Here is a 23,834-nt window from a genome sequence, read left to right on the forward strand (position 1 = left end):
GAGCAGAACAGCGGTACGGTCGACGAGACCGAGGAACTGGTCAGGCAAAAACGCATCGCCGACGCCGCCATCTATGCCAAACGCGCCGACGCCGCCGCACTGGTCTTCGACTACAAATCCGCCGCCAACGACTATGCCAAGGCCTTCTCGCTGGTCGAGAAATGGGACGACAAGCTGCGCTGGAACTACAAGAACCAGGAAGCCGAGGCACTCAACGCCCACGGTTACGCCACCGGCGATCTCGATGCATTGCAGCACGCGATCGACGCCTATCATGTCATTCTGGACTTCATTCCCAATGGCGAGCAGAACAGGGACTGGGCCATCACCCGCAACAACATGGCGGTGGTGCTGCAGACCATCGGCGAGCGCGAGACCGAGACCGCGCATTTGGAGGAAGCCGCGCAGATCTTCCGCGCTTCACTCGTCGTCTTCGAGCGCGAGAAGGACGATCGCAACTGGGCCGCCGCGCAGAATAACCTTGCCAATGTCCTCTTGAAGATCGGCGAGCGCGAGAGCGATCCGAAGCGCCTCAACGAGGCGGTGGCGGCGATGCGCGCCACGCTGGACAAGCGCCCGCGCGACAAGCTGCCGCTCGACTGGGCGGCTTCGCAGAACAATCTCGGCCTCGTGCTCTATGCGCTTTCGCAGCGCGAACCCGCCGGCGCGCATTTGAAGGACGCGGAAGCCGCCTACCGGCTGGCGCTCGAGGAATACACGCGCGAGAAAGCCCCCGTGGAATGGGCGATGGTCGAGAACAATCTCGGCAACACATTGGTGACGCTCGGCATCCAGCTCAACGACAAGGCCAAGATCAACGAAGCGGCCGATGCCTTCCGCGCCGCGCTGAAGGTGCGAACCCGCGAGACCTTCCCGGTCTCCTGGGCAACCAGCCGGCTGAACCTCGGCAACGCATTGAGCGGCGTTGCCCGCTTCGACATGGGCACGGCCACGCTCGAAGAGGCAGCCGCAGCCTATGACGATGCGCTGACGGTGTTTACCCGCCAGCGCTTCCCGATGGACTGGGCATCCGCCCAGAACAATCTCGGCTCGATCTACCAGACGCTTGGCCAGCGGACCCGCGACGCGGCCAGGCTCGAACAGTCCGTGGCAGCATTCCAGGCAGCCCGGCAGGTCTATGTCAGGCGGAAATTCCCGCAGGATTGGGCCATGAGCTACTACAATCTCGGCAACACGCTGCAACTGCTTGGCGGCGTGACGGACAAGCCGGAGCACTACAGCGAGGCGGTCGACGCCTACAGCAATGCGTTGCGGGAGTACAAGCGCCAGACCAACCCGCGGCAATGGGCGCTGGCCCAGGCCGGCCTCGGGTCGACGCTGCACTGGCTGAGCATGAGCAAGGGCGATCCCAAAACCCTGCGGGATTCGATCGCCGCCCGGCGGGCGGCCCTCGAAGTGCTGACCTTCGAGACGGCGCCGGTCGACTGGGCCAACGCCCAGAACGGCATCGGCATGAGCCTGCTCAATCTCGGCAATATCGAACGGACCGGAAAATATCTCGACGAGGCCGAGGCGGCCTTCACGGCGGCGCTGAAGGTCTTCACCAGGGAAAGCCAGCCCATGCAGTGGGCCTTTGAGCAGAACAATCTCGGCGACATCCACTGGAACCGCGCCAGCTATGGCGGCGGCAAGGCCGAGTATCTCAGGGCCATCGCGTTCTTCGAGAATGCCAAGCAGGGTTTTACCGAAGCCGGCTACACCATCCCCATCCCGCTGACCGACCAGAAGATCGACTTGGTGAAAAAGCAAATCGCCAAAGAGTGAGGCCGGGACGCCTGCATGCCTCCTTGTCTTTGTGCTGGCATTCCGATCCCTATATGCGAATAACCGGAACCCGATGTCGGGCTCCTGGAAGGACTGCGATGATCCGATTTGCCCTGGTTCTGTTGCTGCTCGTCTTTCCGGTCGCGGCCCATGCCACGGATGCCGGCTGGGCGCTGCTGCGCGATGGTGGCCATGTGGTGCTGCTGCGCCATGCCATGGTCACCGGCACCGCCGATCCGGCCAATTTCGACATCGACAGCTGTGCCACCCAGATCAATCTGTCGGCGCGCGGCAAGCAGCAGGCAAGCAAGATCGGCGCCTTGTTTGCCGCTCGCGCCGCGCCGATCGAACGCGTCCTGTCCAGCCGTTACTGCCGCTGTCTCGACACCGCGCGTATCGCCTTCGAGGCCGAGCCGGAGCTTTTTGCCCCGCTCGACCTGCTGAAGGGCGACGACGCGCAGAAGGCAGCACAGATCGCCGCCATCATGAAGGAAATCCGCGCCTATTCCGGCTCCGACAATCTGGTCATGGTTACCCACCTGGAAGACATCGTGGCGCTGACCGGCGTTTCCCCGCGCGAGGGCGAAGCCGTGGTCGTCGAGGCGCAGGGCGACGTTCTGCGCGTGCTCGGCCGCGTTACCTTCTGACGACGATCGGAGCCTGCTGACGTCTCACCGAGCAGCGAGCTTTCCATGTCTCGATTATCTGCGCGAAGGCATCCTCCTACATTCTCGACGGGCAGGATTCTCCCGCCGCGTTCCGAGGTACATCGGTACAACTCATCGTACTGACCATGTCAGCTATGTTGCCGAAATGCCACAGCCGAAAGAAGCCACGAATTGGCCGCGACAATGCCGCTTGCGACAACCCGTCGCAGGCTCTATAGCCGCGCTCCCGGTCACGAGAACCGAAGTGAGCACAACGGTTGGAGCTTTCGTCTCCGCCCGTGCAGGCGGCATTGCCGCGCTGTATACGGCGCCGCTTCGGGGGTTGGGATCGCGGATGTAGCTCAGTCTGGGAGAGCGCCGGATTTGGATCCGGAGGTCGCGGGTTCGAATCCTGCCGTCTGCACCACGGATAGCTCAGTTTGGGTAGAGCATCAGATTGTTAATCTGACTGTCGAAGGTTCGATTCCTTCTCCAATGGCCTGATAAGCCGACACCTTTGGGTGGTGTTATCCAGAAACGGTCCGGGGACCGGAATGCTGAAGACCGGACGGACGGCCGAAGCCTTCGGGCCAGGGCCGTCTCGAAAGGTCCGACCCATCGGTTCGCGGCCAGGTTCGCGGTGACGATCAAGGCGCAGTGTCGCCGGCAAGGGAGGCTTCGGCCTCCGGCGCTCGCTTCGCTGCCCCGCGATCCGCTCCCGAAGGCCCGCCACGGATCGCTGCCACCGGTCCCCGGATCATTCGTGCCGGAAGACGATGTGAAACGAGAAACGAAGGGAAGATCGACGCATGAGTTGACGCCTCGCATGGGGCCATGCCCGACAGGAGTAAGACAATGACTGTTCTCGACAAGGTTCTTGGACGCGAGCGCGTCCTCGTAAGGGAAAACGAACGTGCCCTCACCCTTTACAAGGGTGAGATCAAGGCCGTCCTGATGCCGGGCGAGCACTGGCTCGCCAACCGGCGCGGGAGCCTGGAAGTGTCACGGCACGATCTGAAGAGCCCGGAATTCGTTTCGGCATACGAGAAGGCGTTGTTCGACAAGCTCCCGGATGTGGCCGCGCGTCATTTCACCGTCGTTCGCACCGCACGCACGGATATCGCCATCATCGAGCGTGACGGCAACCTGCATGCCGTCCTGGCGCCGGACCGCAAGCTGGTTCTGTGGACGGATGCCGGCCCGTGGACGGTGACGACGATCGATACCTCGGCTGATCTGGCCATCGATCCGGCGGTCATGCGCCGGCTCGGCCAGGCCCGGAAGGCGGAGTTGATGTCGGTCCATCCGGTCGTCGATGGCCAGGCCGGCCTGCTGTTCGTCGACGGTGTCCTGGTACGGACACTTGCCGCGGGTGTGCACGGCTTCTGGAACGTCGGACGCATGGTGCAGGTGAAGGTCGTCGACCTCAAGCGCCAGTCGCTCGACGTCGCCGGGCAGGAAGTGCTGACCAAGGATCGCGTGACGATCCGCGTCAACATCGCCGCCGAATACCGGGTCGTCGACCCTGTCAAGGCGGTGAGCACTGTGAAGGACTTCTCCGAGGCTCTTTATCGCGCCCTGCAATACGCCTTCCGCAAGACGCTTGGCGCCCTGACGCTCGACCAGATCCTTGAGAAGAAGGTGACGGTCGACGAGGAAGCCGCGGCCAAGGTCCGTGCCGACATGGCCGGGATCGGCGTCGAGGTCAGCGATATCGCGCTCAAGGATGTGATCCTGCCGGGCGAGATGCGCGAGATCCTCAACCAGGTGGTTTCGGCCGAAAAGCAGGCCGAGGCCAACGTCATCCGCCGCCGCGAGGAGACGAACGCCACGCGTTCCCTCCTCAACACGGCCAGGGTGATGGCGGAGAACCCGGTGATGCTGCGGCTGAAGGAGCTCGAGGCTCTGGAAACCATCGCCGGCAAGGTCGAGCGGCTGACCGTCCACAACGGAACGGGCGGGCTGCTGAACGATCTGGTCAAGCTGCGTGACAACGACTAGCCTGACGTAATGGGAAGGGCCGCCGGGTTGATCGGCGGCCCTTCTTGCGTTTCTTGGCCACGCTTCCCATCTGCGCCCGGACTATCAGGCCTTTTCCTGCCGGGAAAAACCGATTAGACAGCGCCCAAACAGGATGCGGACAGATTCCGCCCGCAAAGAAGGAAAAGCCCTTGTCCACCACGTTCGACAAAGTCGCCAAGATCATTGCCGACACCAGCGAGATCGATATCGACACCATCACGCCCGAGAGCCACACGATCGACGATCTGGGCATCGACAGCCTCGATTTCCTCGACATCGTCTTTGCCATCGACAAGGAATTCGGCATCAAGGTGCCATTGGAAAAGTGGACCCAGGAAGTCAATGACGGCAAGGCTTCGACCGACGACTACTTCGTCATGAAGAACCTGTGCGCCAAGATTGACGCGCTTGTCGCCGCCAAGACCGCCTGACGTCAGTTGAGCGCGCGACCTTGACGCGCTTTGCCGCCTGACCCACAAAGCCGCTCATGAGTAGCCCCCGCGACGTCGTCATCACTGGTATCGGCCTTGTCTCCTCGCTGGGAGAAGGCCCTGACGCCCACTGGCAGAAGCTCGCGCAACCGGGCCTGCAGCCGGTGCTCGAAACCGCGCGCTTCGCGCCCTATACCGTTCATCCCCTGCCGGAGATCGACTGGAACCTGCAGATCGCCAAGCGCGGCGACCAGCGACAGATGGAGACATGGCAACGGCTCGGCACCTATGCCGCCGGCCTCGCGCTCGACGATGCCGGCATCAAGGGCAATGACGAGCTTTGCGCGACCATGGACATGGTGGTGGCCGCCGGCGGCGGCGAGCGCGACGAGGCGGTCGACGCCGCCATCCTCGCCGCTTCGGAAAGCCGCAACGACCGCGACGTGCTGCTCAACGAGAAGCTGACCACGGAACTGCGGCCGACCTTGTTCCTCGCCCAGCTTTCCAACCTTCTCGCCGGCAACATCTCCATCGTCCACAAGGTGACGGGCTCCTCGCGCACCTTCATGGGCGAGGAAGGGGCAGGCGTTTCCGCCGTCGAGACGGCCGCGGCGCGGATCCGCTCGGGCCAGTCGACGCACGTGCTGGTCGGCGGCGCCTTCCAGACCGAACATTCCGATATGCTGCTGGGCTACGAGCTCGCCGGCTATCTGCATCGCGGCCCTTGGAAGCCTGTATGGCAAAGGGCGGGCGCTGAAGGCGGTGGCGTGGTCTCGGGCTCAGGGGGAGCCTTCCTTGTGCTGGAACAGCGCGAACAGGCGGAAAGCCGTGGGCGCAAGATCTATGCCGAGCTCGGACCGGTCGTCTCCGGCCGCGCCAGGCGCTCGCGCGGGGAACTCGACGCCGAAATCGCCGGGTTGCTCAACCAGGCGGCACCGCCGAACGGCAGGCTGCTCGCCATGTCGGGTGCGTCGGGCGCGCATGCCGCAACCAGTGCCGAGAAAACGGCGCTCGATGCCGTCGAGGCAATCACCGCGCGCGGCTTTTCGACGCTGACCGGGCACATGAAGGAAGCGCAGTTTCCGTTCGCCGTGGCGCTGGCGGCACTCGCCGTCGACCGCAAGGCCGCCTACCCCGTCTTCGATGCCGCGGCCGAGAAGCCGTTCGAAGGCATTCCCGCCCGCGTCCTTGCAACGGCGATCGGGTATCACCAATTCGAGGGCATGGCGCTGGTCAAGCCAGCGTGAGGCAGGCACCCGCCATGTTGCAGAGATGAACCGCTCGAGGGCTTCCCGATGACCAATTTCAGAGATCACATGGGCAGGCCGATCGTCGCCGTGACCGGTATCGGCGTGGTGACTTCGCTTGGTGTCGGCAAGGCCGACAATTGGGCGGCGCTGACCTCGGGCAAGTCGGGCATCCACCCGATCACGCGCTTTCCGGTCGACCACCTCAACACCCGCATTTCCGGCATGGTCGACTTCCTGGACTCAAGCTCGAAGGGCGCCAGTCCCCTCACCTACGAGCTGGCCGAAACAGCCGCGCATGAAGCCGTGGCCGAATCCGGCCTCGATTCCGGTGATTTCGGTGGGCCTCTCTTCCTCGCCTCGCCGCCGGTCGAACTCGACTGGCACGAACGCTTCTCGCTCTACAATTCCGACAAACAGGACGCCGGCGCCGAAAGGCTGTTGCGGGTGGCGCGCGGATTGAAGGAACTGGACATCTTCGAGACCACTCAGTTCGGCTCGATCGCCGACCGGCTCGCCGACCGCTTCGGCACGCGCGGCCTGCCGATCACGCTGTCGACCGCCTGCGCCTCGGGCGCAACCGCCATCCAGCTCGGCGTCGAGGCGATCCGCCGCGGCGAATGCGACCGGGCGCTGTCGATCGGCGCCGACGGTTCGGCGACCGCAGAGGCGCTGATCCGCTTCTCGCTGCTGTCGGCGCTGTCGACCCACAACGACATTCCCGAAAAGGCTTCCAAGCCGTTTTCCAAGGATCGTGACGGCTTCGTGCTGGCCGAAGGTTCGGGCGCGCTGGTGCTGGAATCGCTGGAAGCAGCCCTCGCCCGTGGCGCGACCGTGCTCGGCATCCTGCGCGGTTGCGGCGAAAAAGCCGATGATTTCCATCGCACCCGCTCCAAACCCGACGGTTCGCCGGCAATCGCGGCGGTTCGCGCCGCCCTTGCGGATGCGGGCCTGAGCAAGGACGAGATCGACTACGTCAACGCCCATGGCACCTCGACACCGGAAAACGACAAGATGGAGCATCTGTCGCTGTCGACCGTGTTCGGCGAGCGCATCGGCTCGATGCCGGTCTCGTCGAACAAGTCGATGATCGGCCACACACTGTCCGCGGCCGGCGCCGTCGAGGCGGCGTTCTCGCTGATGACAATGCGCGAAAGCGTCATTCCGCCGACCATCAACTACGACAATCCCGACCCGGCGATCGTGCTCGACGTGGTGCCGAACAAGAAGCGCAATGCCGAGGTTCGCAGCGTTCTGTCGAACTCCTTCGGCTTCGGCGGCCAGAACACTTGCCTTGTCATGGCGCGGGAACCGGTCTAAGCGAGCCCTTTCCGTCAATGCATGTCGTGCAAAAGTGACCTCGGTTTTGCGACAACGACATGCATAAAACCAAGAACTAAAGCGCGACGCGCTTTGGAACAGAACCGACAGGCCCGATGCGCGCATTGCAACTTATCGAGGACCGCCGTCTTGAAACGGTGGACCTGCCGCCTCCCCCGCCACCCGCACTCGGCGAAGTCACGCTGCGCATCAAGGCGGTGGCGCTGAACCATATCGACGTCTGGGGCTGGCGCGGCATGGCCTTTGCCAAGCGCAAGCTGCCGTTGGTTGTCGGCGCCGAAGCTTCCGGCGAGGTCGAGGCGGTCGGTCCCGGCGTGTCCAGCCTGCTGCCCGGACAATTGGTGTCGATCTACGGCGCGCGCACCTGCGGCCTTTGCCGCGCCTGTCGCGAAGGCCGCGACAATCTCTGTGAACATGTTTCCGGCGTCCACGGCTTCCATCTCGACGGTTTTGCCCAGGAGAAGATCAACCTGCCGGCGCGACTGCTGGTCCCCGCCCCGCCCGGCGTGAGCGACATCGGCGCCGCGGTAGCCCCCGTCACCTTCGGCACGGTCGAGCACATGCTGTTCGACAATGCGAGACTGCAGCCCGGCGAAACCATCCTCGTCCATGCCGGCGGCTCCGGCATCGGCTCGGCGGCGATCCAGCTGGCGAAGCGGATGGGCTGCACCATCATCACCACGGTCGGTTCCAACGACAAGATCGACAAGGCCAAGGCGCTCGGCGCCGACCATGTCATCAACTACCGCGAAGACCGCTTCGAGGGCGTCGTGCGCAAGCTGACCAAGAAGAAGGGCGTCGACGTCGTCTTCGAACATGTCGGCGCCGACACCTTTGCCGGCTCGATGCTTTGCCTGAAGCGCGGCGGCCGCCTGGTGACCTGCGGCTCGACCTCGGGCGTGTCGACGCAGATCAACCTGATGCAGCTCTTCCAGCAGCAATTGAAGCTGCTCGGCTCCTTCGGCTGCCGTATGGAGAACATGGCCAACGCCATGCAGAAAATGGCCGCGGGACAGGTCGCGCCTGTCATCGACACCGAAGTCGGCTTCGACGATATCGACGCCGCGCTGAAGCGCATGGAAGGCCGCGACGTCTTCGGCAAGATCATCCTGCGCGTCGCCTGAGGCCTTGACTTCGGTGCTCAAGAAGTTTCGCCGCGACCTCAGGTTTCGCTATGGCAGGCAGCTGCGCCAGCTTAACTACTGGCTGGTTGCCCGCGCCGCGATGATCATCATTTCGGTGCTGCGCCTGCTGCCGGTCGACAGCGCGCTGAATTTCGCCGACCGCGTCGCGCGTTTCATTGGTCCCAAGGTCGGACGCCACCAGGTCGCCATCGACAATCTGCGCAAGGCCTATCCGGAAAAGAGCGAGGACGAAATCCAGGCCATCGCCTCCGATATGTGGGGCAACATGGCCCGCCTCGCCGCCGAATATATCTTCCTTGACGCCCTGTTCGACTATGACCCGGCCGCCAGCAAGCCAGGCCGCGTCGAGGTCAAGGGAATAGAGCATTTCGTCGAGATCGCCGCTGAGAAGCAGCCGCACATCGTCTTCACTGGCCATCTCGGCAATTTCGAGCTGCTGCCGGTGGCGGCGGCGACCTTCGGCATGAACATCACGGCGCTGTTTCGCCCGCCCAACAACCCTTACCTTGCCGACTACATCCTCTCGACGCGGCGCTCGACCATGGGGGCCCTGCTGCCGTCGATGGCCGGCGCCTCGTTCGCGTTGGCCGGAGTGCTGGAAAACGGCGGCAATATCGGAGTCCTCGTCGACCAGAAATTCTCCAACGGCCTCGACACGACCTTCTTCGGCCGCCCCTGCCAGAGCAACCGGGTGCTCGGCACGCTCGCCCGGCACTATGATTGCGACGTCTATCCGGCGCGTTGCATCAGATTGCCAGGCAACCGCTTCCGCCTCGAGATCGAGGACAGGCTGGTCCTGCCGCGCACCGCCGACGGCAGCGTCGACGTCCACGCCACCACCCAGATGCTGAACGATGTGGTCGAGCGCTGGGTGCGCGAGGACCCCGGCCAGTGGATGTGGTTCCACAAAAGGTGGGAGATCAGCAACTGGCGGCGTAAAAGGCAGCCGCCGGCAAAGGCGCCGGCCGCGAACGGCTGACCACGTCCTCTGACGTGTTTGGCGCCGCCCGTTTCCCGTTTCTGATGGGCCTGCGATCCAGACATTCGTAACGTTACTGGTCAGGGAATCTTAAACGGCGAGGGCGCACAAACCCCAGCAGATGTTCATCGACTGGGATGGAGCCCGTGGCATGACGAATATCGAAATGCCGCGCCTGGATCGGGATGGCCTTGAAGATCGTTCCTTCGGCCGTCCTGGCCGGGCATGGTCCCACCTTCGTCAGCATGGCCTGCTGGAGCCGCTAAGGCTCATCCGCCGGCATGGGCTCGTTGCAAGCCTTGGCTTTGTCCAGCGCAACATCAGGCATATGCTTGCCGACCGTCTCGCCCGGAGATGGGACCGTCGGCACGGCGTCGATACAGCCGGCTCTATCCAGCTCGGCGCCCTCAATGTCGTCGGCCCGCACCGCGCCATGGGCAACGAAGCCGTCTGCACGTCGCCCAGGACCTTCGACTTCATCATGAAGTCGCTGCCCCGCGATCTCCACGACCATACGTTCATCGACATCGGCTCCGGAAAGTCGCGAACGCTGCTGCTGGCCTCGCAATATCCGTTCGCCGAGATCATCGGCGTGGAGTTCGCCCGCGAGCTCGTGGACATCGCCCGCAGCAACATCGAGCGTTTCCGCGCCCCGTCGCGGAAATGCCGGGCGCTCGGTGTCGTCGAGGCCGATGCGGCGGTGTACGATTTTCCGCAAGTGCCCCTTGTGGTCTATTTCTACAATCCCTTCTCAAAGGACGTCTTCGATATCGTCCTGAAGAATCTCGTATCGTCGCTCAAACGCCACCCGCGGGATTGCTTCATCATCTATGGCAGCTCGAGCCACCGCGCCATCGATTGGGCCAGGCCGGCCATCCGCGACACCGGTATTTTCCGGGAACTGTCCGTGCCGGCGATGCCCGGCTTCCTCGATGCGGTCCGCACCATCGACTACGCCGTCTTCCAGGTTCAGGCAGCAGTGTAACGTCTGTCTTTCGCTCTCTGAATGAACCGCGCGACGGTGCGCGCGGCAAACGGCGTGCCGGCGGTGAACCGCATCAGCGGGCCGAAACAGCCGACCGCGCTCGCGCCGACGAAATGCAGGCCGGGAATGCTGGATTCGAACCCCGCGGAAAGCAGGGGCAACCCTTCCCGGCGGGCAATCGCTGCAAGCATGGCGGGCGCGAACAGACCGAGCTTGGCGATGTCGATCCGGTAGCCCGTGCCGAGCAGGACGTGATCGAAGGTGGCGGCATCCTTCTCGAACCGCAGTTCGATGCCATTGTCCTTGGGGGACGCACTGATGATCCTGCTGCCGGCCCTGATCTCTATCCCATCGAAATCCGGCTTCAGCCATCCCGTCGCGCCGGCGCCGAGGCTGCGCTTGTTGAGCCCGGCCCGGGCCGGCTCCGGGAACCGGTGCACGAAGCCTGGGACTTCGACCAGCCAGGAAATCGGGAACGGACCGACCCTGGACGGCGATGCGAGCCGCTCCGACAGGAAGTCCCGCAAGCTCCAGTTCTGCTTTCCCGACAGCGCCCGATAGCCCAGCCAATGGATGTCGCCATGGCAGATGAGCTCCACTTCGGCCCCCTTTCGTTTGAGCAGAACGGCGGATTCGCAGGCGCTTTGCCCACGTCCGATGACGGCAACGCGCTTGCCGCGGAAGGCCTCATAACCAGTATGTTCACTGGCATGGCTGACAAGTTCTTTTGAGACGCCGTTGAAGACAGCGGGGATCAGTTGCTGGTTCATCAGGCCGGTGGCAATCACGACACGCCGCGCCGTCAGGGCATCGCCATCAACCAGTGCCAGACGAAATCCGCCGTTCGCCCTCTCGACGCGGTCCACCTTGCGGGTATCCAGATCCGGAACCGTCCGGGCCTGGATCCACAATCCATAGTCGACGAAGTTTTCGAGAAGCAGCGGTTCGCGGGGCGAGATTTCCAGGACCTTTGCGTAGGAATCGAGCGAGAGCGGACCTTTGGTGTGGCCGATATAGGTCGCGTGCCAGGGCGAGCGCAGCCTCATGCCTCTCGGCATGTGGTCGCGCCAGAAGGACATCGCTCCGCCGAGGGTAAGCGTATCGACGCCCGCTCCCTTGAGGGCTGAAGCGACGGCCAGTCCGAAAGGACCGGCACCGATCACGGCCACCTCGCAGTCGGTCCTGGGCGTGAAAACCGTCATGTCAGTGGTCTCGCCTGTCTGTTTGTGCAGCCGTGGAACTCGCTCCCTCACGCCGCCGTCCTAAACATTTCCCAGTTAAGATTGCGGAAAGCATCCGTCGCGTCAGCACTCTCCAGGCCGTCAACGGCACGTCGATCAGGCCCGGCACAGGGTCATTCGCCTGGAATGTCGCCCATGCCCGGACTTTAGTGAATGAACGGAAATAGGCGCGTTTTGCCAACCGGCCGCTCGAGATCAACTGGCCGGCCGCCACCATGTCGCGGACCAGATACATCCAGGACGTAGCGGGTCGCGCTGACGTCGTCTTTACCGTCTGACCCGATTTGATCGCCCAAAGCATGGCGCCGAGATCCACGCCGGCGGCGGCGCCCAGCCCAAACCATGTCCAGGGTCGTGGATTGACGTCGAGCACCTTCATCGAACCATCGCGCGCATCGCGCTTGAATTCAACCTCCACCAGTCCGTGATGCGCGATCGATCCAAGCAGCCGGCGCGCGGCTTCGATCAATCGTGGTTCGTCGACCACCTCCACGAAGGTGCTGGTGTAGCCGAAATCGACCGGATATTGCCGCGCACGACGGGCGGTGAACTCGGCCACCGGCGCGCCCTCGTTCCAGAGTGCCGCGTAGGAGAACTGGCCCTCGCCTCCGCCCGGTATCATTTCCTGAACCACGACATTGTCGCCACCGATCTCTTCGGCAGCCCAGGCATAGGCTGTCAAAAACGCTGCTTTGTCATTGGTGAGAACGGCCTTGGCACGCGCAAAACGGCTGCGCCCGCCCATATTCGGCTTCAAGATTACGGGAAAGCGAAGTTCGGCTGCCTCTGCCTGCTCGGGCGAGCTGATCGCATAGGTGAGCGGAACGGCAAGCCCCACTTCGCCCGCCCGGCGATACAGCAGCGGCTTTTCACAGACCCATTTCAGTTGCTCCCAAGGCGGCAGCACCACGTCGAACGCGGCGGACAACCGGTCGATCGATTGCGATACGAAGCGAACTTCTGGATCGCCGCCGGCGATCAGCAAAAAGCCGCCAAGCCCATGAACCTTCGCCAGATCGAGCAGGAAGGCGACGGCACCTGGGTCGTCGGGGCCGGGCCACGTCATCGTCCGCTGGACATATCGTGAAAAGCCGGGCAACGGCGTATCGTTGCTCACCAGCCAGACAGGCACTTTGCGAGCGCCGAAGCTTCTGGCCAGCGCCAGCGTCCCGTGCGCCCCGCCAAGAATGAGCACCCCGGAAGGCCGACTGGGAAGACGATCGTCCATCTGTGACTGGGGATGCATCTGTCAATTCCAGCAACGGCACGCAATGGCAGATTTCCCGGCGAACCGATTGATCAGCCGGCAATACCTACGCTACCCCTATTACTTCAGGCCGCCCGATACTGCCGATTGTCCTTGGTCAGGCATGGCATGGAAAGCACACCCCCTCGTCCCTCTGCACCAACAGCCCTCAATCTCGGGCCAGGTATAACCTTGGCCGATTGTTGGTACCGTCAGTAGACTGTCTCGCGCCGGGCTCCGGCCCGGCAACGAGAATTCGCGCGTGCTGCTAGTTCGTCACGACAATACGCGTGTTGCCGAAGCCCACTTCGCGCACCATGGCATAGAACGTCGCGGCATTGGCCGTGTGCAGCCGCACGCAGCCATGCGAGGCCGGACGGCCGAGTTGCCTGACCGCCCCCGTCCCGTGGATGGCATAGCCGCCATGGAAGAACACGGAATAGGGCATCGGCGACATCTCGTATTTGCGCGAATACCACATCCGCGCGGTCCGCTGCGGCCGATAGGTGCCACGCGGCGTGAAATAGCCCGGACGGGCAGTCGACACGACCCAGCGATAAACCTCCGACCCGTACCGTACCGTCATCGTCTGTGACGACACGTCGATATTTGCTTCCAACATCGCCGCGTAACTTGCGGACGGCGTACCAAACAGCGCGGTTGCCAACATCGCCGCTGTTACGAGAAAGAACTTCCTCATGCGATCAAACCCCTTTGGTTGCCCCTTGCCTTCTTGCCATCACGTTGTTTTTCACCTTTTTAATGGCAGTGAACAAATAGCACACACTCCTTGATCAATTCGCCAATCCAAAGCAGCGAATTTGAACGATTTCCCGCGATAGTTGCCGCAACAGCACGCCGCACCGACTTGATTGCCGGCGGGCTTGCAATGCGACGTCGTTCGTTGCTCAACTCCCCCGATGAATGAGCGACTCCTTCAAGCAATCGATGACAGGCGCGACGCTGTCGTCGCGCTGACCGCAGACCTGATCCGGTTTCCGACCATCAATCCGCCCGGCGAGGCCTACCGGCCATGCGCTGAATATGTCGGCGCGCGGCTGAGGAAACGTGGTTTTGAAACGGAATTCGTCCGCGCCGAAGGCACGCCCGGCGACACCGACCGCTACCCGCGCGTCAATGTCGTCGCCCGTTTCGACGGCCGGTCGCCCGGCGCCTGTGTCCACTTCAACTCGCATATCGACGTGGTCGAGGCCGGCGATGGCTGGACCGTCGATCCCTTTGCCGGCGTTGTCAGGGACGGCAGGGTCTATGGACGCGGCGCCTGCGACATGAAGGGCGGCCTGGCCGCGTCGATCATTGCCGCCGAAGCCTTCATGGAGGTCTATCCCGACTTTCCCGGCGCCATCGAGATATCCGGCACCGTCGACGAGGAGTCCGGCGGCTTTGGCGGCGTCGCCCATCTGGCCAGGCTCGGCTATTTCTCGAAACCCAGGGTCGACCATGTCATCATTCCCGAGCCGTTGAACAAGGACCGCATCTGCCTTGGCCATCGCGGCGTCTGGTGGGCCGAGATTGAAACCAAGGGCGAGATCGCGCATGGCTCGATGCCGTTTCTCGGCGACAATGCGGTGCGCCATATGGGCGCCGTGCTACAAGCCTTCGAAGACGAACTGTTCCCGGCGCTCGACCGCAAGATGACGCGCATGCCGGTCGTGCCCGAAGGCGCCAGGCGCTCGACCATGAACATCAATTCCATTCATGGCGGCCAGACCGAGGATTTCCGGCCTGGCCTGCCCTCGCCCAACGTGCCCGATTCCTGCCGGCTGACCATCGACCGCCGCTTCCTGCTCGAGGAAGACCTCGCCACGGTCAAAGGCGAAGTGACCGGCATTCTGGAACGGCTGAAGCGTGAGCGTAAAAAATTCGATTACGAGATTCGCGACCTGATGGAAGTGCTGCCGCTGATGACCGAGCGCGACGCGCCGGTGGTCAAGGCGGTGGCGCAAGGCATTCATGCGATTTTCGACCGTGAGCCCGACTACGTCATTTCGCCCGGCACTTACGACCAGAAGCACATTGCCCGGATCGGCCATATCTACGACTGTATCGCCTATGGGCCCGGCATTCTCGACCTCGCCCACCGGCCGGACGAGTGGGTCGGCATAGAGGACATGGTGGAATCGGCCAAGGTGATGGCTATCGGCCTCAACGTGCTGCTGCGCGGCACAACCGGATGATCGGCCCGCCGCGCAAAAACATTTCTCCTGGCGCGGCGCGGCAGCACGAAACGCAATTTACTCCCGCGCGAAATAACGCTTCTATCCCCAGGCTTGAGCATTTGAGCACATGGGGAGTTCTGCGATGAAACTTTGGAAGACCCTTCTGGCCGCTGCCGTCCTGGCGGTCGCAACCGCCACTTCGGCGTTTGCCGCCCGGACCGACCTCGTCATCGGCATTCCGCTTGAACCCCCGCATCTCGACCCGACGGCAGGAGCGGCCGCGGCAATCAGGGAGGTCACCTACGCCAATGTGTTCGAGGGCCTGACGCGGATCGGTCCCAATGGCGAAGTCTTGCCGGATCTCGCCGAAAGCTGGACCATTTCCGATGACGGCAAGGTCTATACCTTCAAGCTGCACAGCGGCGTGAAATTCCACGACGGCGCCGATTTCAGCGCCGACGACGTGAAGTTTTCGCTCGACCGTGCTCGCGCGGAAAACTCCATCAACGCGCAAAAGCAGCTCTTTGCCGCCATCGACAAGGTCGACGTGGTCGACCCCGCCACGGTGAAAGTGACGCTGACCCATCCGCAAGGCTCGTTCCTCTACAATATGGGCTGGGGCGACGCGGTGATGGTGTCGCCGAAATCCGCCGACACCAACAAGGAAAAGCCAGTCGGCACCGGCCCCTTCAAGTTCGACAGCTGGGCCAAGGGCTCATCGATCACCCTGCTCAAATCCGATCACTACTGGGGCGCGCCCGTCTTCCTCGAAAAGGTCGAATTCCGCATCGTTCCCGATGCGGCGGCGGCGGTGCCGGCGCTGCTTTCCGGCGACATACAGGCCTTCCCTTTCTTCGATCCCGACAGCGTCTCCCAGGTCAAGGACGATCCGCGCTTCAAGGTGGTGGTCGGTGCGACCGAAGGCGAAACCATCTTGTCCATCAACAACAAGCAGCCGCCCTTCGACAAGCTGCAGGTCAGGCAGGCGATCTCCTACGCGCTCGACCGCAAGGCAATCATCGACGGCGCCTCGGCCGGGCTCGGCCTGCCGATCGGCTCGCATATGTCGCCGGCTAACAAATACTATGTCGACCTCACCGGCCGCTATCCGCACGACGTGGCCAAGGCCAAGGAACTGCTGAAGGAAGCAGGACTGGAGAACGGCTTCAAGGCCACGCTGAAGCTGCCGCCCCCATCCTATGCGCGGCTCGGCGGCGAGATCATCGCCTCGGAACTCCGCGACGTCGGCATCAACCTCGAGATTATTCCCGTCGAGTGGGCGCAGTGGCTGGACCAGGTGTTCACCAAAAAGGACTACGACCTGACCATCGTGTCCCATACCGAGCCGAACGACATCGATATTTACGCGCGCAAGGACTACTACTTCAATTACGCCAACCCTGCCTTCAACAAGGTGATCGCCGATCTGGAACTGACGTCCGACGAGGCCAAACGCAAGGAACTGTATGCCCAGGCTCAGAAGATCCTGGCCGACGATGCGGTAGTCGGGTTTCTCTACGAACTGCCCAAGGTCGGGGTCTGGGACGCCAAGCTGCAAGGGTTGTGGGAAAGCGCGCCCATACCTGCCAACGACCTGACGAAGGTGAAGTGGTCGGATTGATTTCGCCCTTCCGAGAAATGCGTGGCTTCGGAAGTAAACCTGCTTCCGGAGCCTGTCTTTTTCCGGCACGTTGGAACGGATGACCGCCTACCTCCTCAAGCGCCTCGCCATCTCGCTTGCCACGCTGGTGCTGGCTTCCATCGTGGTGTTCGCCGTACTGGAAATCCTGCCGGGCGACCCGGCGCGGCTGATGCTGGGCATGAACGCCAGCGCCGACCAGGTCGAACTGCTGCGCAACCAGATGGGCCTGAACGCGCCGCTCCTCCTGCGCTACCTGAACTGGGCCGGTGGCCTGGTCAGCCTCGATTTCGGCCGATCCTACACCTATTCGGTGCCAGTCATGGATCTCGTGCGGGAGCGGCTTGCCGTATCGCTGCCGCTGGCGCTGATCGCGCTTGCGCTCTCCACCATCATCGCCATTCCGGTCGGCCTGTTTTCCGCCAGCCGGCGCGGCCGGGCCGGCGACACGATTTCCATGGGCGCGGCCCAGCTTGGCGTCGCCGTGCCCAATTTCTGGTTCGCGCTGATGCTGATCTATGTCTTCGCCGTCTGGCTGCGGCTGGTGCCGGCCGGCGGCTTTCCCGGCTGGAGCGCCGGCATCTGGCCGGCACTCAAATCGCTGCTGCTGCCTGCGGTGGCGCTTGCCTTGCCGCAGGCGGCCATCCTGGCGCGCGTCACCCGCTCGGCATTGATCGAGGTGCTGAACGAGGACTATATCCGCACCGCCCGCGCCAAGGGCCTGCCCTATCGCACCGTGCTATGGCGGCACGCGCTGCGCAACGCCATGATCCCGGTCCTGACGATCCTGGGCCTGCAATTCGCCTTCCTGCTCGCCGGCACCATCATCATCGAGAACGTTTTTTATCTCCCCGGCCTCGGCCGGCTGGTGTTCCAGGCGATCACCCAACGCGACGTGATCGTCGTCGAAAGCGTCGTGATGCTGCTGGTCGCCGCCGTCATTGCCGTCAACCTCGTCGTCGACCTTTCCTATGCGGTCGTCGATCCGCGCCTGAGAAGCCGGCAATGACCCTGCACGTCGACATCCCTGAAGAGACATTGAGCGGCATCCTGGCCAAGGCGTTCCGGAACACGGCTTTCGTCACGGGCTTCATCATCACCGTGCTGATCCTGGTGATCGCTGTCATCTCCTACCTCTGGACGCCCTACGATGTGACCAGGCTGGTCATAGCCGACAAGACCCAAGGCCCGTCGCTGGCGCATTGGTTCGGCACCGACCATTTCGGCCGCGACATCTTGTCGATGATCATGGTCGGCGCCCGCAATTCGATTGCCGTGGCGCTGGTCGCGGTCGGCATCGGCATGGGCGTCGGCGTCCCGCTCGGCGCTTTTGCCGCCGCGCGCGGCGGCCTCGTCGATGAAGCGCTGATGCGCGTCAACGATCTGGTCTTCGCCTTCCCGGCGCTGCTTTCGGCCATCATGATAACAGCCATCTTCGGGCCGGGCGCCGCCAACGCCATCATCGCCATCGGCATCTTCAACATTCCGGTCTTTGCCCGCGTCGCCCGCGCCGGCGCGCTGGCGATCTGGCCGCGCGAGTTCATCCTGGCCGCGCGCGCCTCGGGAAAAAGCAGCACGCAGATATCGATCGAACATGTGCTGCCCAACATCGCCACGCTGCTCCTGGTGCAAGGCACCATCCAGTTCGCGCTGGGCATCCTCGCCGAAGCCGGGCTTTCCTATCTCGGCCTCGGCGCGCAGCCGCCCATGCCAAGCTGGGGCCGCATGCTGTTCGACGCGCAGACCCGCATGGTGGTGGCGCCGTGGATGGCCATCTTCCCCGGCATGGCGATCGTCATCACGGTGCTCGGCCTGAACCTCCTGGGTGACGGCATCGCCGACATCCTCGACCCGAAATCGCGGCGGCAGCGATGAGCCTGCTGGAGATCGAGAACCTGTCGCTGGCGATCGGCGACACACCGATCCTGAAGGGGATCGAACTCTCCGTCGCACCCGCAGAAGTGATGGGGCTGGTCGGCGAATCCGGCTCCGGCAAGTCGATGACCGCGCTGACGCTGATGCGGCTCTTGCCGCACGCCGCGCGCGCCACCGGGCGCGTGACATTCGACGGCATCGACATCCTCGCGGCAACCGAGGATCAGATGTGCGCGCTGCGAGGCGACGACATCGGCATGGTGTTCCAGGAGCCGATGACGGCGCTCAACCCGGTCAAGACCATCGGCGAACAGGTCGCCGAAGGCATACGCTGGCACACCAGGGTCACGCGCGCCGCCGCTGAAGAGCGGGCACGAAAAATGCTCGACCGCGTCGGCCTTCCCCCGGCAAAATTCCCGCTGTCGCGCTATCCGCACGAATTGTCCGGCGGCCAGCGCCAGCGCGTCGTCATCGCCATCGCCTGCGCGCTGAAGCCGAAGCTCTTGATCGCCGATGAACCGACCACGGCGCTCGATGTGGTGCTGCAGGCGCAAATTCTCGACCTCTTGCGCGATCTCGTAGCCGAGAACCGCATGGGACTGCTCTTGATCTCTCACGATCTTGCCGTGGTAACCGAGATGGCCGACCGCATCACTATCTTGCGCCACGGCGAGGTGATGGAGGCTGGCGATACCGCCCGCACCCTGTCCGAACAGCTCCACCCCTACACACGCCAGCTGGCGCAGGCCTCGATGCATGTGCCCGCGCGTGCCAGGTCGCATGACGCAAGCCAGCGCCAGCCGCTGCTCGAGGTGGAAGGCGTGACTCGCGACTATCCCGGCCGCCCCACCTCCCTGTTCAAACCGGCAGCCCCTATCCGCGCCGTCAACGATGTCTCGCTGTCGATGCAGCCGGGCCAGTCGGTGGCACTGGTCGGCCGCTCAGGCTGCGGCAAGTCAACAATGGCCCGCATGATCCTGGCGCTGGACAAGCCGAGTTCGGGCACGGTCCGGTTTCGGGGCGAGACCATTACCGGCAAGACCGAAGCCGAATTGAAGCCGGCCCGGCGAGACATGCAGGTTGTGTTCCAGGATCCGTACGGCTCCTTCGATCCTCGCCAGAAGGTCGAGAAACTGGTAGCCGAGCCACTGCACGTGCTGGAGAAGAAACCGACGCACGCCGAGCGCCGCGAGATGGTGGCGCATGCGCTGCATGAGGTCGGCCTCGATCAGCGCGACATGGACAAATATCCGCACGAATTTTCCGGCGGCCAGCGTCAGCGCCTGTCGATCGCCCGCGCCATCATCACCCGCCCGAAGCTGGTCGTCGCCGACGAGCCGGTCTCGGCGCTCGATGTCTCGATCCGCGCCCAGATTCTCGACCTGTTCGCCGAGCTGAACCAGAAACTCGGCATCGCCTATCTCTTCATCACCCACGATCTGACCGTCGCCCGCGCCATATCAGACGAGGTGCTGGTCATGCATGACGGCAAGATCGTCGAGCGCGGCAAGACGAACGAGGTGCTCGATCATCCGCAATCAGAAGCGGCAAAGGCGCTTGTCGCGGCCGCGCCGGACCTGCACCGGGCAATTGCCCGGAAGATGCAAGAGCAAGGATGAGTGGGATGAAAAGACCTACTCTTCCGGCTTCACCACATCGACCGGGCTGATGTCGAGCAGATCGAGTGTGCGGCGCAACAGGCGCACCTCGCTGTCGGCCAGTTGCGAATCCGCCTTGGCGATCTCCGCCATGTGCTGGGCCAATTGCTTGCGGCGTTCGACGCCGAGATCCCGAAACAGCGCGATCGCTTGCGAGCCGTTCGTCTCGTAGCCGAACTCGTTGAGATATTCGATGACGGCGTCGATGCTGGTTTCCTGAATGCCGAAGGCGTCCTTGCAGATGCGCCGGAAGGCAACCATTTCGCTCTCGCTGACCGTCCCGTCGGCCAGGATCATGCGGAACAGCATCAAAAGTTCCGCCGACAGGACAGGGTCGTCGGCGACCTTGCGCACGCCCGGATCGCCGTCGAAGATGGAGCGTATCTGGTCAAGCAATGCGAATGCCATCAGGGTCTCTCTCCGGGTTAACCAAATCCAAGCGCACTGCGCTTGGATAGAGTTAGCGCGGAATCGGCCTTGCGCAAACAGGCCTGTCGTGGTCGAACGCCATTATCCCGCCGACCGGACGTCCCCTCGCATCAGATGATCGATCTCACCACCCAGACAATCGTCATGCTCGCCTTCGCCGCCTTTGCGGCGGGCTTTGTCGATTCGATTGCCGGTGGCGGCGGGCTGATCACCATTCCGGCGCTTCTGCTTGCCGGCTTCTCGCCGGTCGAAGCGCTTGGGACCAACAAGCTGCAAGGCATGTTCGGTTCCGGCTCGGCGACCATGCACTATGCCTCCAAGGGCCATGTCGACCTGCGTCGACAATTGCCGTCGGCGCTGCTGGCGGCGGCAGGCGGTGTCGTTGGCGCCTTGCTGGCCACCATCGTTCCGGGCGATCTCCTGCGCGCCCTGTTGCCGCTGGTGCTGATCGCCATCGCGCTCTATTTCGCGCTCAAGCCCAACATGAACGATGTCGACCGGGCCGAGCGCCTGTCGCCCTTCCTGTTCGGACTGACCATGGTGCCGGCAATCGGCTTCTATGACGGCCTGTTCGGCCCCGGTGCCGGCTCCTTCTATATGCTGGCCTTCGTCGCCCTTGCCGGCTACGGCGTCCTCAAGGCGACGGCGCACACCAAGCTGCTCAACTTCGCTTCCAACATCGGCGGCTTCATCGTCTTCGCCGCCGTCGGCGTCATCTCCTGGAAGATCGGCCTGATGATGGGCGCTGCCCAGTTCCTCGGCGCCCGCGCCGGCGCCAGCCTCGCCATGCGCATCGGCGCCAGACTGATCAAGCCATTGCTGGTCATCGTCTGCGTCGCGCTGGCCGCGAAGCTGCTGGCCGATCCGGCCAACCCGCTGCGTGTCCTGATTGGTGTGTGATCACGCGCCTGTTACTATGGCGCTGTTCGAATCATGTCGGAGGAGCCACGCATGAATCTCAGCGCCCCTACCCAGATCGTTTTCATAATTTCCCTGGTCATCGCCATCATCGGCATTCTCGCCGCGCTTGGCGTTCTCGCCTTCATCCCGCTCGCATCGGTGTGGATTGTTCTCATTGCCTACATCGTGCTCGCCGCCGGCTGCCTGATGCGCGGCGCCTGACACGTTTCCCTTGAAGTGGGGACGGAAAGCGCCCGGCCAAAAGCCGGGCGCTTTTGCTTCCGGCGCACGGCTGATAGGCTCATCTCGGCTTAAGGATGGCCAATGCCGATCGAGATGCCGCGCCGGAAAGAAGAGGACCGCTCCATCGCGGGGCGCTTCGAGATGCGCCGGCGCCTCCCCGGCCCTGCGCTTGACGGCATCGTGTCAGACATTTGCGGCTACCGCGAAACCGCTTCAGGCCATTTTCGCAATGTCGAATATGCCTCGCTGACCGTGCCGCTGGTCATCAGTTTCGCCGAGCCCTTCGCCATCGGCCTTGGCAAGGCGCCTGGCGACAGCGACCGCTTCGCCAGTTTCGCCGCCGGGCTTTTTGCCGGACACGTCGTGATCGAATCCTTCGGCGCCGCCTGCTGCGTGCAGATCAACTTCACGCCGCTTGGTGCGCGCCGTTTCTTCCGTCTGCCGATGAGCGAGCTGACCGACAGCATGGTGGTGCTCGACGATGTGCTGGGCGCCGAGGGGATGGCGCTGCGCGAACAGCTTGGCAATGCGCCGGACTGGACATCGCGTTTCGCCCTTGCCGAAGCCTTCGTCATCGCCCGTCTTGCGAGCGCCGCCGAAACGCCGCTTGAAATCGCCTGGGCCTATGATTGCATCATCGCATCAGGTGGCCGCACCCGCATCGCATCGATCGCTGAAAGACTGGGCTGGAGCCGCAAACACCTCGCCGGAAAATTCACCGACGCAACCGGCATCGGCCCCAAGACGCTGTCGCGCATCGTCCGCTTCAACCGGGCGCTCGGCCTGTCGCGGCGGCAGAGCGCCGACTGGGCTGATATCGCCGCCTATTGCGGCTATGCCGACCAGGCGCATCTGGTGCGCGAATTCCGCGACCTTGCAGGCGAGACGCCGACGGCTCTTGCCGCAGGTAACATTTCTTCAAGACGCTGGAACGGCCTTCGCCCACAGTGAGGCATTGATCAGCCCTACCGAAGGAGTTTCCCATGCCCACCACCACCGAGGCCCCACGTCTCTACCCTGCCCTGCGCTACAAGAACGCGGCGAAAATGATTGACTGGCTGTGCGAAGCCTTCGGCTTCGGGGTGCGCGCCCGCTACGGCGAGGGCGATGTCGTGCACCATGCCGAACTCACCTTCGGCTCGTCGACGATCATGCTGGGCAGCGCGCGCGACGACGATTACGGCAAGATGGTTGGCGAGCCCGGTTCAGGCGGCGGCAAGTCGATCTATATCGCTGTCGACGATGCCGACGCCGCCTATGCCAGGGCGAAGAAAGCCGGCGCGACGATCATCCAGGAGCTGACCGACCGCGACTATGGCAGCCGCGAGTTCATCTGCCGCGATCCGGAAGGCGGCGTCTGGTCGTTCGGCACCTATTGGCCGAAGGCTGGCGAGAAGGCCGGCTAACGCGCCAGCCCAAAGATCGCGTCGCAGTCGAGATGGGCTTCCAGCTCGGCCGCGACCTCGTCGAGCGCCCGTTCGACTTCGGCGCGGTAGTCGATGCCGCCGCCCCTGATGCCGAGGCTTTCGAGGAATTTCCCGCGAAAGCCGTCGGCGCCGAACAGGCCATGCATGTAGGTCCCGATGACCTTGCCGTCGGCGGAGACAGCGCCATCCTCAGCGCCATTGATGATCGCCGACGGTCGTATCGTGTCCGGGCCGGTGGTCCGGCCGAGATGAATCTCGTAGCCTTCGAGCGGCAGGTCGAATTGTACCGAGCGCGCGCTGACATTGCGCACCGTCTTCTCCGGCTCCATCACCGTTTCGATATCGAGCAGGCCAAGCCCTTCGGCCTCGGTGACGCTGCCTTCGATGCCGTCGGGATCGCGCACGGTGCGGCCA

The 23,834-nt window shown here is 63.5% G+C and carries 22 protein-coding genes, 2 tRNA genes and 1 pseudogene; 20 read left to right on the forward strand and 5 right to left on the reverse strand.

Features of this window, described 5'->3' with window-relative positions; translation table 11 throughout:
* The 11 genes from C1D09_RS14045 to C1D09_RS14095 all read left to right on the forward strand — a co-directional run.
* Positions 1-1,785 (forward strand): tetratricopeptide repeat protein (locus C1D09_RS14045; RefSeq protein WP_143974885.1); only part of this gene is annotated, 1,785 nt, incomplete at its 5' end.
* 98 nt (positions 1,786-1,883) lie between these two features.
* Positions 1,884-2,432: a histidine phosphatase family protein gene (locus C1D09_RS14050; RefSeq protein ID WP_143974886.1), complete on the forward strand. Its 549-nt coding sequence runs from the start codon at positions 1,884-1,886 to the stop codon at positions 2,430-2,432.
* Between the two features lie 351 nt (positions 2,433-2,783).
* Positions 2,784-2,859 (forward strand) — tRNA-OTHER (locus tag C1D09_RS14055).
* 2 nt (positions 2,860-2,861) lie between these two features.
* Positions 2,862-2,931: transfer RNA gene (locus C1D09_RS14060), tRNA-Asn, on the forward strand.
* A gap of 356 nt (positions 2,932-3,287) precedes the next feature.
* Positions 3,288-4,433, forward strand: a complete 1,146-nt coding sequence (locus tag C1D09_RS14065) for a slipin family protein (RefSeq protein WP_167514605.1) — start codon at positions 3,288-3,290, stop codon at positions 4,431-4,433.
* 170 nt (positions 4,434-4,603) lie between these two features.
* Positions 4,604-4,885 (forward strand): acyl carrier protein, encoded by a 282-nt coding sequence (locus C1D09_RS14070; RefSeq protein WP_010909964.1) that lies wholly within the window; start codon positions 4,604-4,606, stop codon positions 4,883-4,885.
* A 56-nt stretch (positions 4,886-4,941) separates the two neighbouring features.
* Positions 4,942-6,132 carry a beta-ketoacyl-ACP synthase gene (locus C1D09_RS14075; RefSeq protein ID WP_143974887.1) on the forward strand — a complete coding sequence of 397 codons (1,191 nt, stop codon included), beginning with the start codon at positions 4,942-4,944 and terminating at the stop codon, positions 6,130-6,132.
* A 48-nt stretch (positions 6,133-6,180) separates the two neighbouring features.
* Positions 6,181-7,452, forward strand: a complete 1,272-nt coding sequence (locus C1D09_RS14080) for a beta-ketoacyl-ACP synthase (RefSeq protein WP_143974888.1) — start codon at positions 6,181-6,183, stop codon at positions 7,450-7,452.
* Positions 7,453-7,568: 116 nt separating this feature from the next.
* Positions 7,569-8,597, forward strand: coding sequence for a zinc-binding dehydrogenase (locus C1D09_RS14085; protein WP_019858646.1), 1,029 nt, complete (start codon positions 7,569-7,571; stop codon positions 8,595-8,597).
* A gap of 13 nt (positions 8,598-8,610) precedes the next feature.
* Complete coding sequence (locus C1D09_RS14090) at positions 8,611-9,597, forward strand: lipid A biosynthesis lauroyl acyltransferase (protein WP_167514606.1); 987 nt, start codon at positions 8,611-8,613, stop codon at positions 9,595-9,597.
* Positions 9,598-9,748: 151 nt separating this feature from the next.
* Positions 9,749-10,582, forward strand: a complete 834-nt coding sequence (locus tag C1D09_RS14095; protein ID WP_246135738.1) for a class I SAM-dependent methyltransferase — start codon at positions 9,749-9,751, stop codon at positions 10,580-10,582.
* Here the strand turns inward: C1D09_RS14095 and C1D09_RS14100 are convergent.
* The 3 genes from C1D09_RS14100 to C1D09_RS14110 form a co-directional block, all read right to left on the reverse strand.
* Entirely contained in the window at positions 10,567-11,784 is a 1,218-nt protein-coding gene (locus C1D09_RS14100) for an NAD(P)-binding domain-containing protein (protein WP_143974891.1), read from the reverse strand. The two genes, C1D09_RS14095 and C1D09_RS14100, sit on opposite strands and share 16 nt — an antisense overlap.
* A 1-nt stretch (position 11,785) precedes the next feature.
* On the reverse strand, positions 11,786-13,051 hold the full coding sequence (locus C1D09_RS14105; protein ID WP_246135739.1) for a carboxylate--amine ligase: 1,266 nt from the start codon (positions 13,049-13,051) through the stop codon (positions 11,786-11,788).
* 286 nt (positions 13,052-13,337) lie between these two features.
* Entirely contained in the window at positions 13,338-13,769 is a 432-nt protein-coding gene (locus C1D09_RS14110; protein WP_143974893.1) for a L,D-transpeptidase, read from the reverse strand.
* Positions 13,770-13,989: 220 nt separating this feature from the next.
* Between C1D09_RS14110 and C1D09_RS14115 the strand changes: the two genes are divergently transcribed.
* From C1D09_RS14115 to C1D09_RS14135, 5 genes are all read left to right on the forward strand, one after another.
* Positions 13,990-15,267 (forward strand): acetylornithine deacetylase/succinyl-diaminopimelate desuccinylase family protein, encoded by a 1,278-nt coding sequence (locus C1D09_RS14115; protein ID WP_143974894.1) that lies wholly within the window; start codon positions 13,990-13,992, stop codon positions 15,265-15,267.
* 124 nt (positions 15,268-15,391) lie between these two features.
* Positions 15,392-16,870, forward strand: a complete 1,479-nt coding sequence (locus C1D09_RS14120; protein WP_143974895.1) for an ABC transporter substrate-binding protein — start codon at positions 15,392-15,394, stop codon at positions 16,868-16,870.
* A 79-nt stretch (positions 16,871-16,949) separates the two neighbouring features.
* Positions 16,950-17,897, forward strand: coding sequence for an ABC transporter permease (locus C1D09_RS14125; protein ID WP_143974896.1), 948 nt, complete (start codon positions 16,950-16,952; stop codon positions 17,895-17,897).
* Entirely contained in the window at positions 17,894-18,763 is an 870-nt protein-coding gene (locus tag C1D09_RS14130) for an ABC transporter permease (protein ID WP_143974897.1), read from the forward strand. The genes C1D09_RS14125 and C1D09_RS14130 overlap by 4 nt, the downstream gene beginning before the upstream one ends.
* On the forward strand, positions 18,760-20,382 hold the full coding sequence (locus C1D09_RS14135) for an ABC transporter ATP-binding protein (RefSeq protein WP_143974898.1): 1,623 nt from the start codon (positions 18,760-18,762) through the stop codon (positions 20,380-20,382). Before C1D09_RS14130 ends, C1D09_RS14135 begins: the two co-directional genes overlap by 4 nt.
* A 15-nt stretch (positions 20,383-20,397) precedes the next feature.
* On the opposite strand, the gene C1D09_RS14140 is transcribed toward C1D09_RS14135, so the two are convergent.
* Positions 20,398-20,829, reverse strand: a complete 432-nt coding sequence (locus C1D09_RS14140) for a TerB family tellurite resistance protein (protein ID WP_143974899.1) — start codon at positions 20,827-20,829, stop codon at positions 20,398-20,400.
* Between the two features lie 135 nt (positions 20,830-20,964).
* On the opposite strand from C1D09_RS14140, the gene C1D09_RS14145 reads away from it, so the two are divergent.
* From C1D09_RS14145 to C1D09_RS14160, 4 genes are all read left to right on the forward strand, one after another.
* Positions 20,965-21,750 carry a TSUP family transporter gene (locus C1D09_RS14145; RefSeq protein WP_143974900.1) on the forward strand — a complete coding sequence of 262 codons (786 nt, stop codon included), beginning with the start codon at positions 20,965-20,967 and terminating at the stop codon, positions 21,748-21,750.
* A gap of 51 nt (positions 21,751-21,801) precedes the next feature.
* Positions 21,802-21,972 (forward strand): hypothetical protein, encoded by a 171-nt coding sequence (locus C1D09_RS14150; protein WP_080511798.1) that lies wholly within the window; start codon positions 21,802-21,804, stop codon positions 21,970-21,972.
* A 102-nt stretch (positions 21,973-22,074) separates the two neighbouring features.
* Positions 22,075-22,944: a helix-turn-helix domain-containing protein gene (locus tag C1D09_RS14155; RefSeq protein WP_143974901.1), complete on the forward strand. Its 870-nt coding sequence runs from the start codon at positions 22,075-22,077 to the stop codon at positions 22,942-22,944.
* A gap of 32 nt (positions 22,945-22,976) precedes the next feature.
* A complete protein-coding gene (locus tag C1D09_RS14160) occupies positions 22,977-23,399 on the forward strand; it encodes a VOC family protein (RefSeq protein ID WP_143974902.1) in 423 nt (140 codons plus the stop codon).
* Here C1D09_RS14160 and C1D09_RS14165 read toward each other — a convergent pair.
* Positions 23,396-23,834: pseudogene (locus C1D09_RS14165) on the reverse strand (cobyric acid synthase); the annotation flags it as partial. The gene C1D09_RS14160 and the pseudogene C1D09_RS14165 overlap by 4 nt on opposite strands.

Origin of the sequence: Mesorhizobium intechi, from assembly GCF_002879535.1 — a bacterium.
Lineage (GTDB): Bacteria > Pseudomonadota > Alphaproteobacteria > Rhizobiales > Rhizobiaceae > Mesorhizobium > Mesorhizobium intechi.

Coding starts and splice junctions, on each gene's coding strand:
- C1D09_RS14050 (WP_143974886.1), top strand. CDS start 1,884: ATGATCCGATTTGCCCTGGTTCTGTTGCTGCTCGTCTTTCCGGTCGCG.
- C1D09_RS14065 (WP_167514605.1), top strand. CDS start 3,288: ATGACTGTTCTCGACAAGGTTCTTGGACGCGAGCGCGTCCTCGTAAGG.
- C1D09_RS14075 (WP_143974887.1), top strand. CDS start 4,942: ATGAGTAGCCCCCGCGACGTCGTCATCACTGGTATCGGCCTTGTCTCC.
- C1D09_RS14080 (WP_143974888.1), top strand. CDS start 6,181: ATGACCAATTTCAGAGATCACATGGGCAGGCCGATCGTCGCCGTGACC.
- C1D09_RS14085 (WP_019858646.1), top strand. CDS start 7,569: ATGCGCGCATTGCAACTTATCGAGGACCGCCGTCTTGAAACGGTGGAC.
- C1D09_RS14095 (WP_246135738.1), top strand. CDS start 9,749: ATGACGAATATCGAAATGCCGCGCCTGGATCGGGATGGCCTTGAAGAT.
- C1D09_RS14100 (WP_143974891.1), bottom strand. CDS start 11,784: ATGACGGTTTTCACGCCCAGGACCGACTGCGAGGTGGCCGTGATCGGT.
- C1D09_RS14105 (WP_246135739.1), bottom strand. CDS start 13,051: ATGGACGATCGTCTTCCCAGTCGGCCTTCCGGGGTGCTCATTCTTGGC.
- C1D09_RS14110 (WP_143974893.1), bottom strand. CDS start 13,769: ATGAGGAAGTTCTTTCTCGTAACAGCGGCGATGTTGGCAACCGCGCTG.
- C1D09_RS14115 (WP_143974894.1), top strand. CDS start 13,990: ATGAATGAGCGACTCCTTCAAGCAATCGATGACAGGCGCGACGCTGTC.
- C1D09_RS14120 (WP_143974895.1), top strand. CDS start 15,392: ATGAAACTTTGGAAGACCCTTCTGGCCGCTGCCGTCCTGGCGGTCGCA.
- C1D09_RS14125 (WP_143974896.1), top strand. CDS start 16,950: ATGACCGCCTACCTCCTCAAGCGCCTCGCCATCTCGCTTGCCACGCTG.
- C1D09_RS14130 (WP_143974897.1), top strand. CDS start 17,894: ATGACCCTGCACGTCGACATCCCTGAAGAGACATTGAGCGGCATCCTG.
- C1D09_RS14135 (WP_143974898.1), top strand. CDS start 18,760: ATGAGCCTGCTGGAGATCGAGAACCTGTCGCTGGCGATCGGCGACACA.
- C1D09_RS14140 (WP_143974899.1), bottom strand. CDS start 20,829: ATGGCATTCGCATTGCTTGACCAGATACGCTCCATCTTCGACGGCGAT.
- C1D09_RS14145 (WP_143974900.1), top strand. CDS start 20,965: ATGATCGATCTCACCACCCAGACAATCGTCATGCTCGCCTTCGCCGCC.
- C1D09_RS14150 (WP_080511798.1), top strand. CDS start 21,802: ATGAATCTCAGCGCCCCTACCCAGATCGTTTTCATAATTTCCCTGGTC.
- C1D09_RS14155 (WP_143974901.1), top strand. CDS start 22,075: ATGCCGATCGAGATGCCGCGCCGGAAAGAAGAGGACCGCTCCATCGCG.
- C1D09_RS14160 (WP_143974902.1), top strand. CDS start 22,977: ATGCCCACCACCACCGAGGCCCCACGTCTCTACCCTGCCCTGCGCTAC.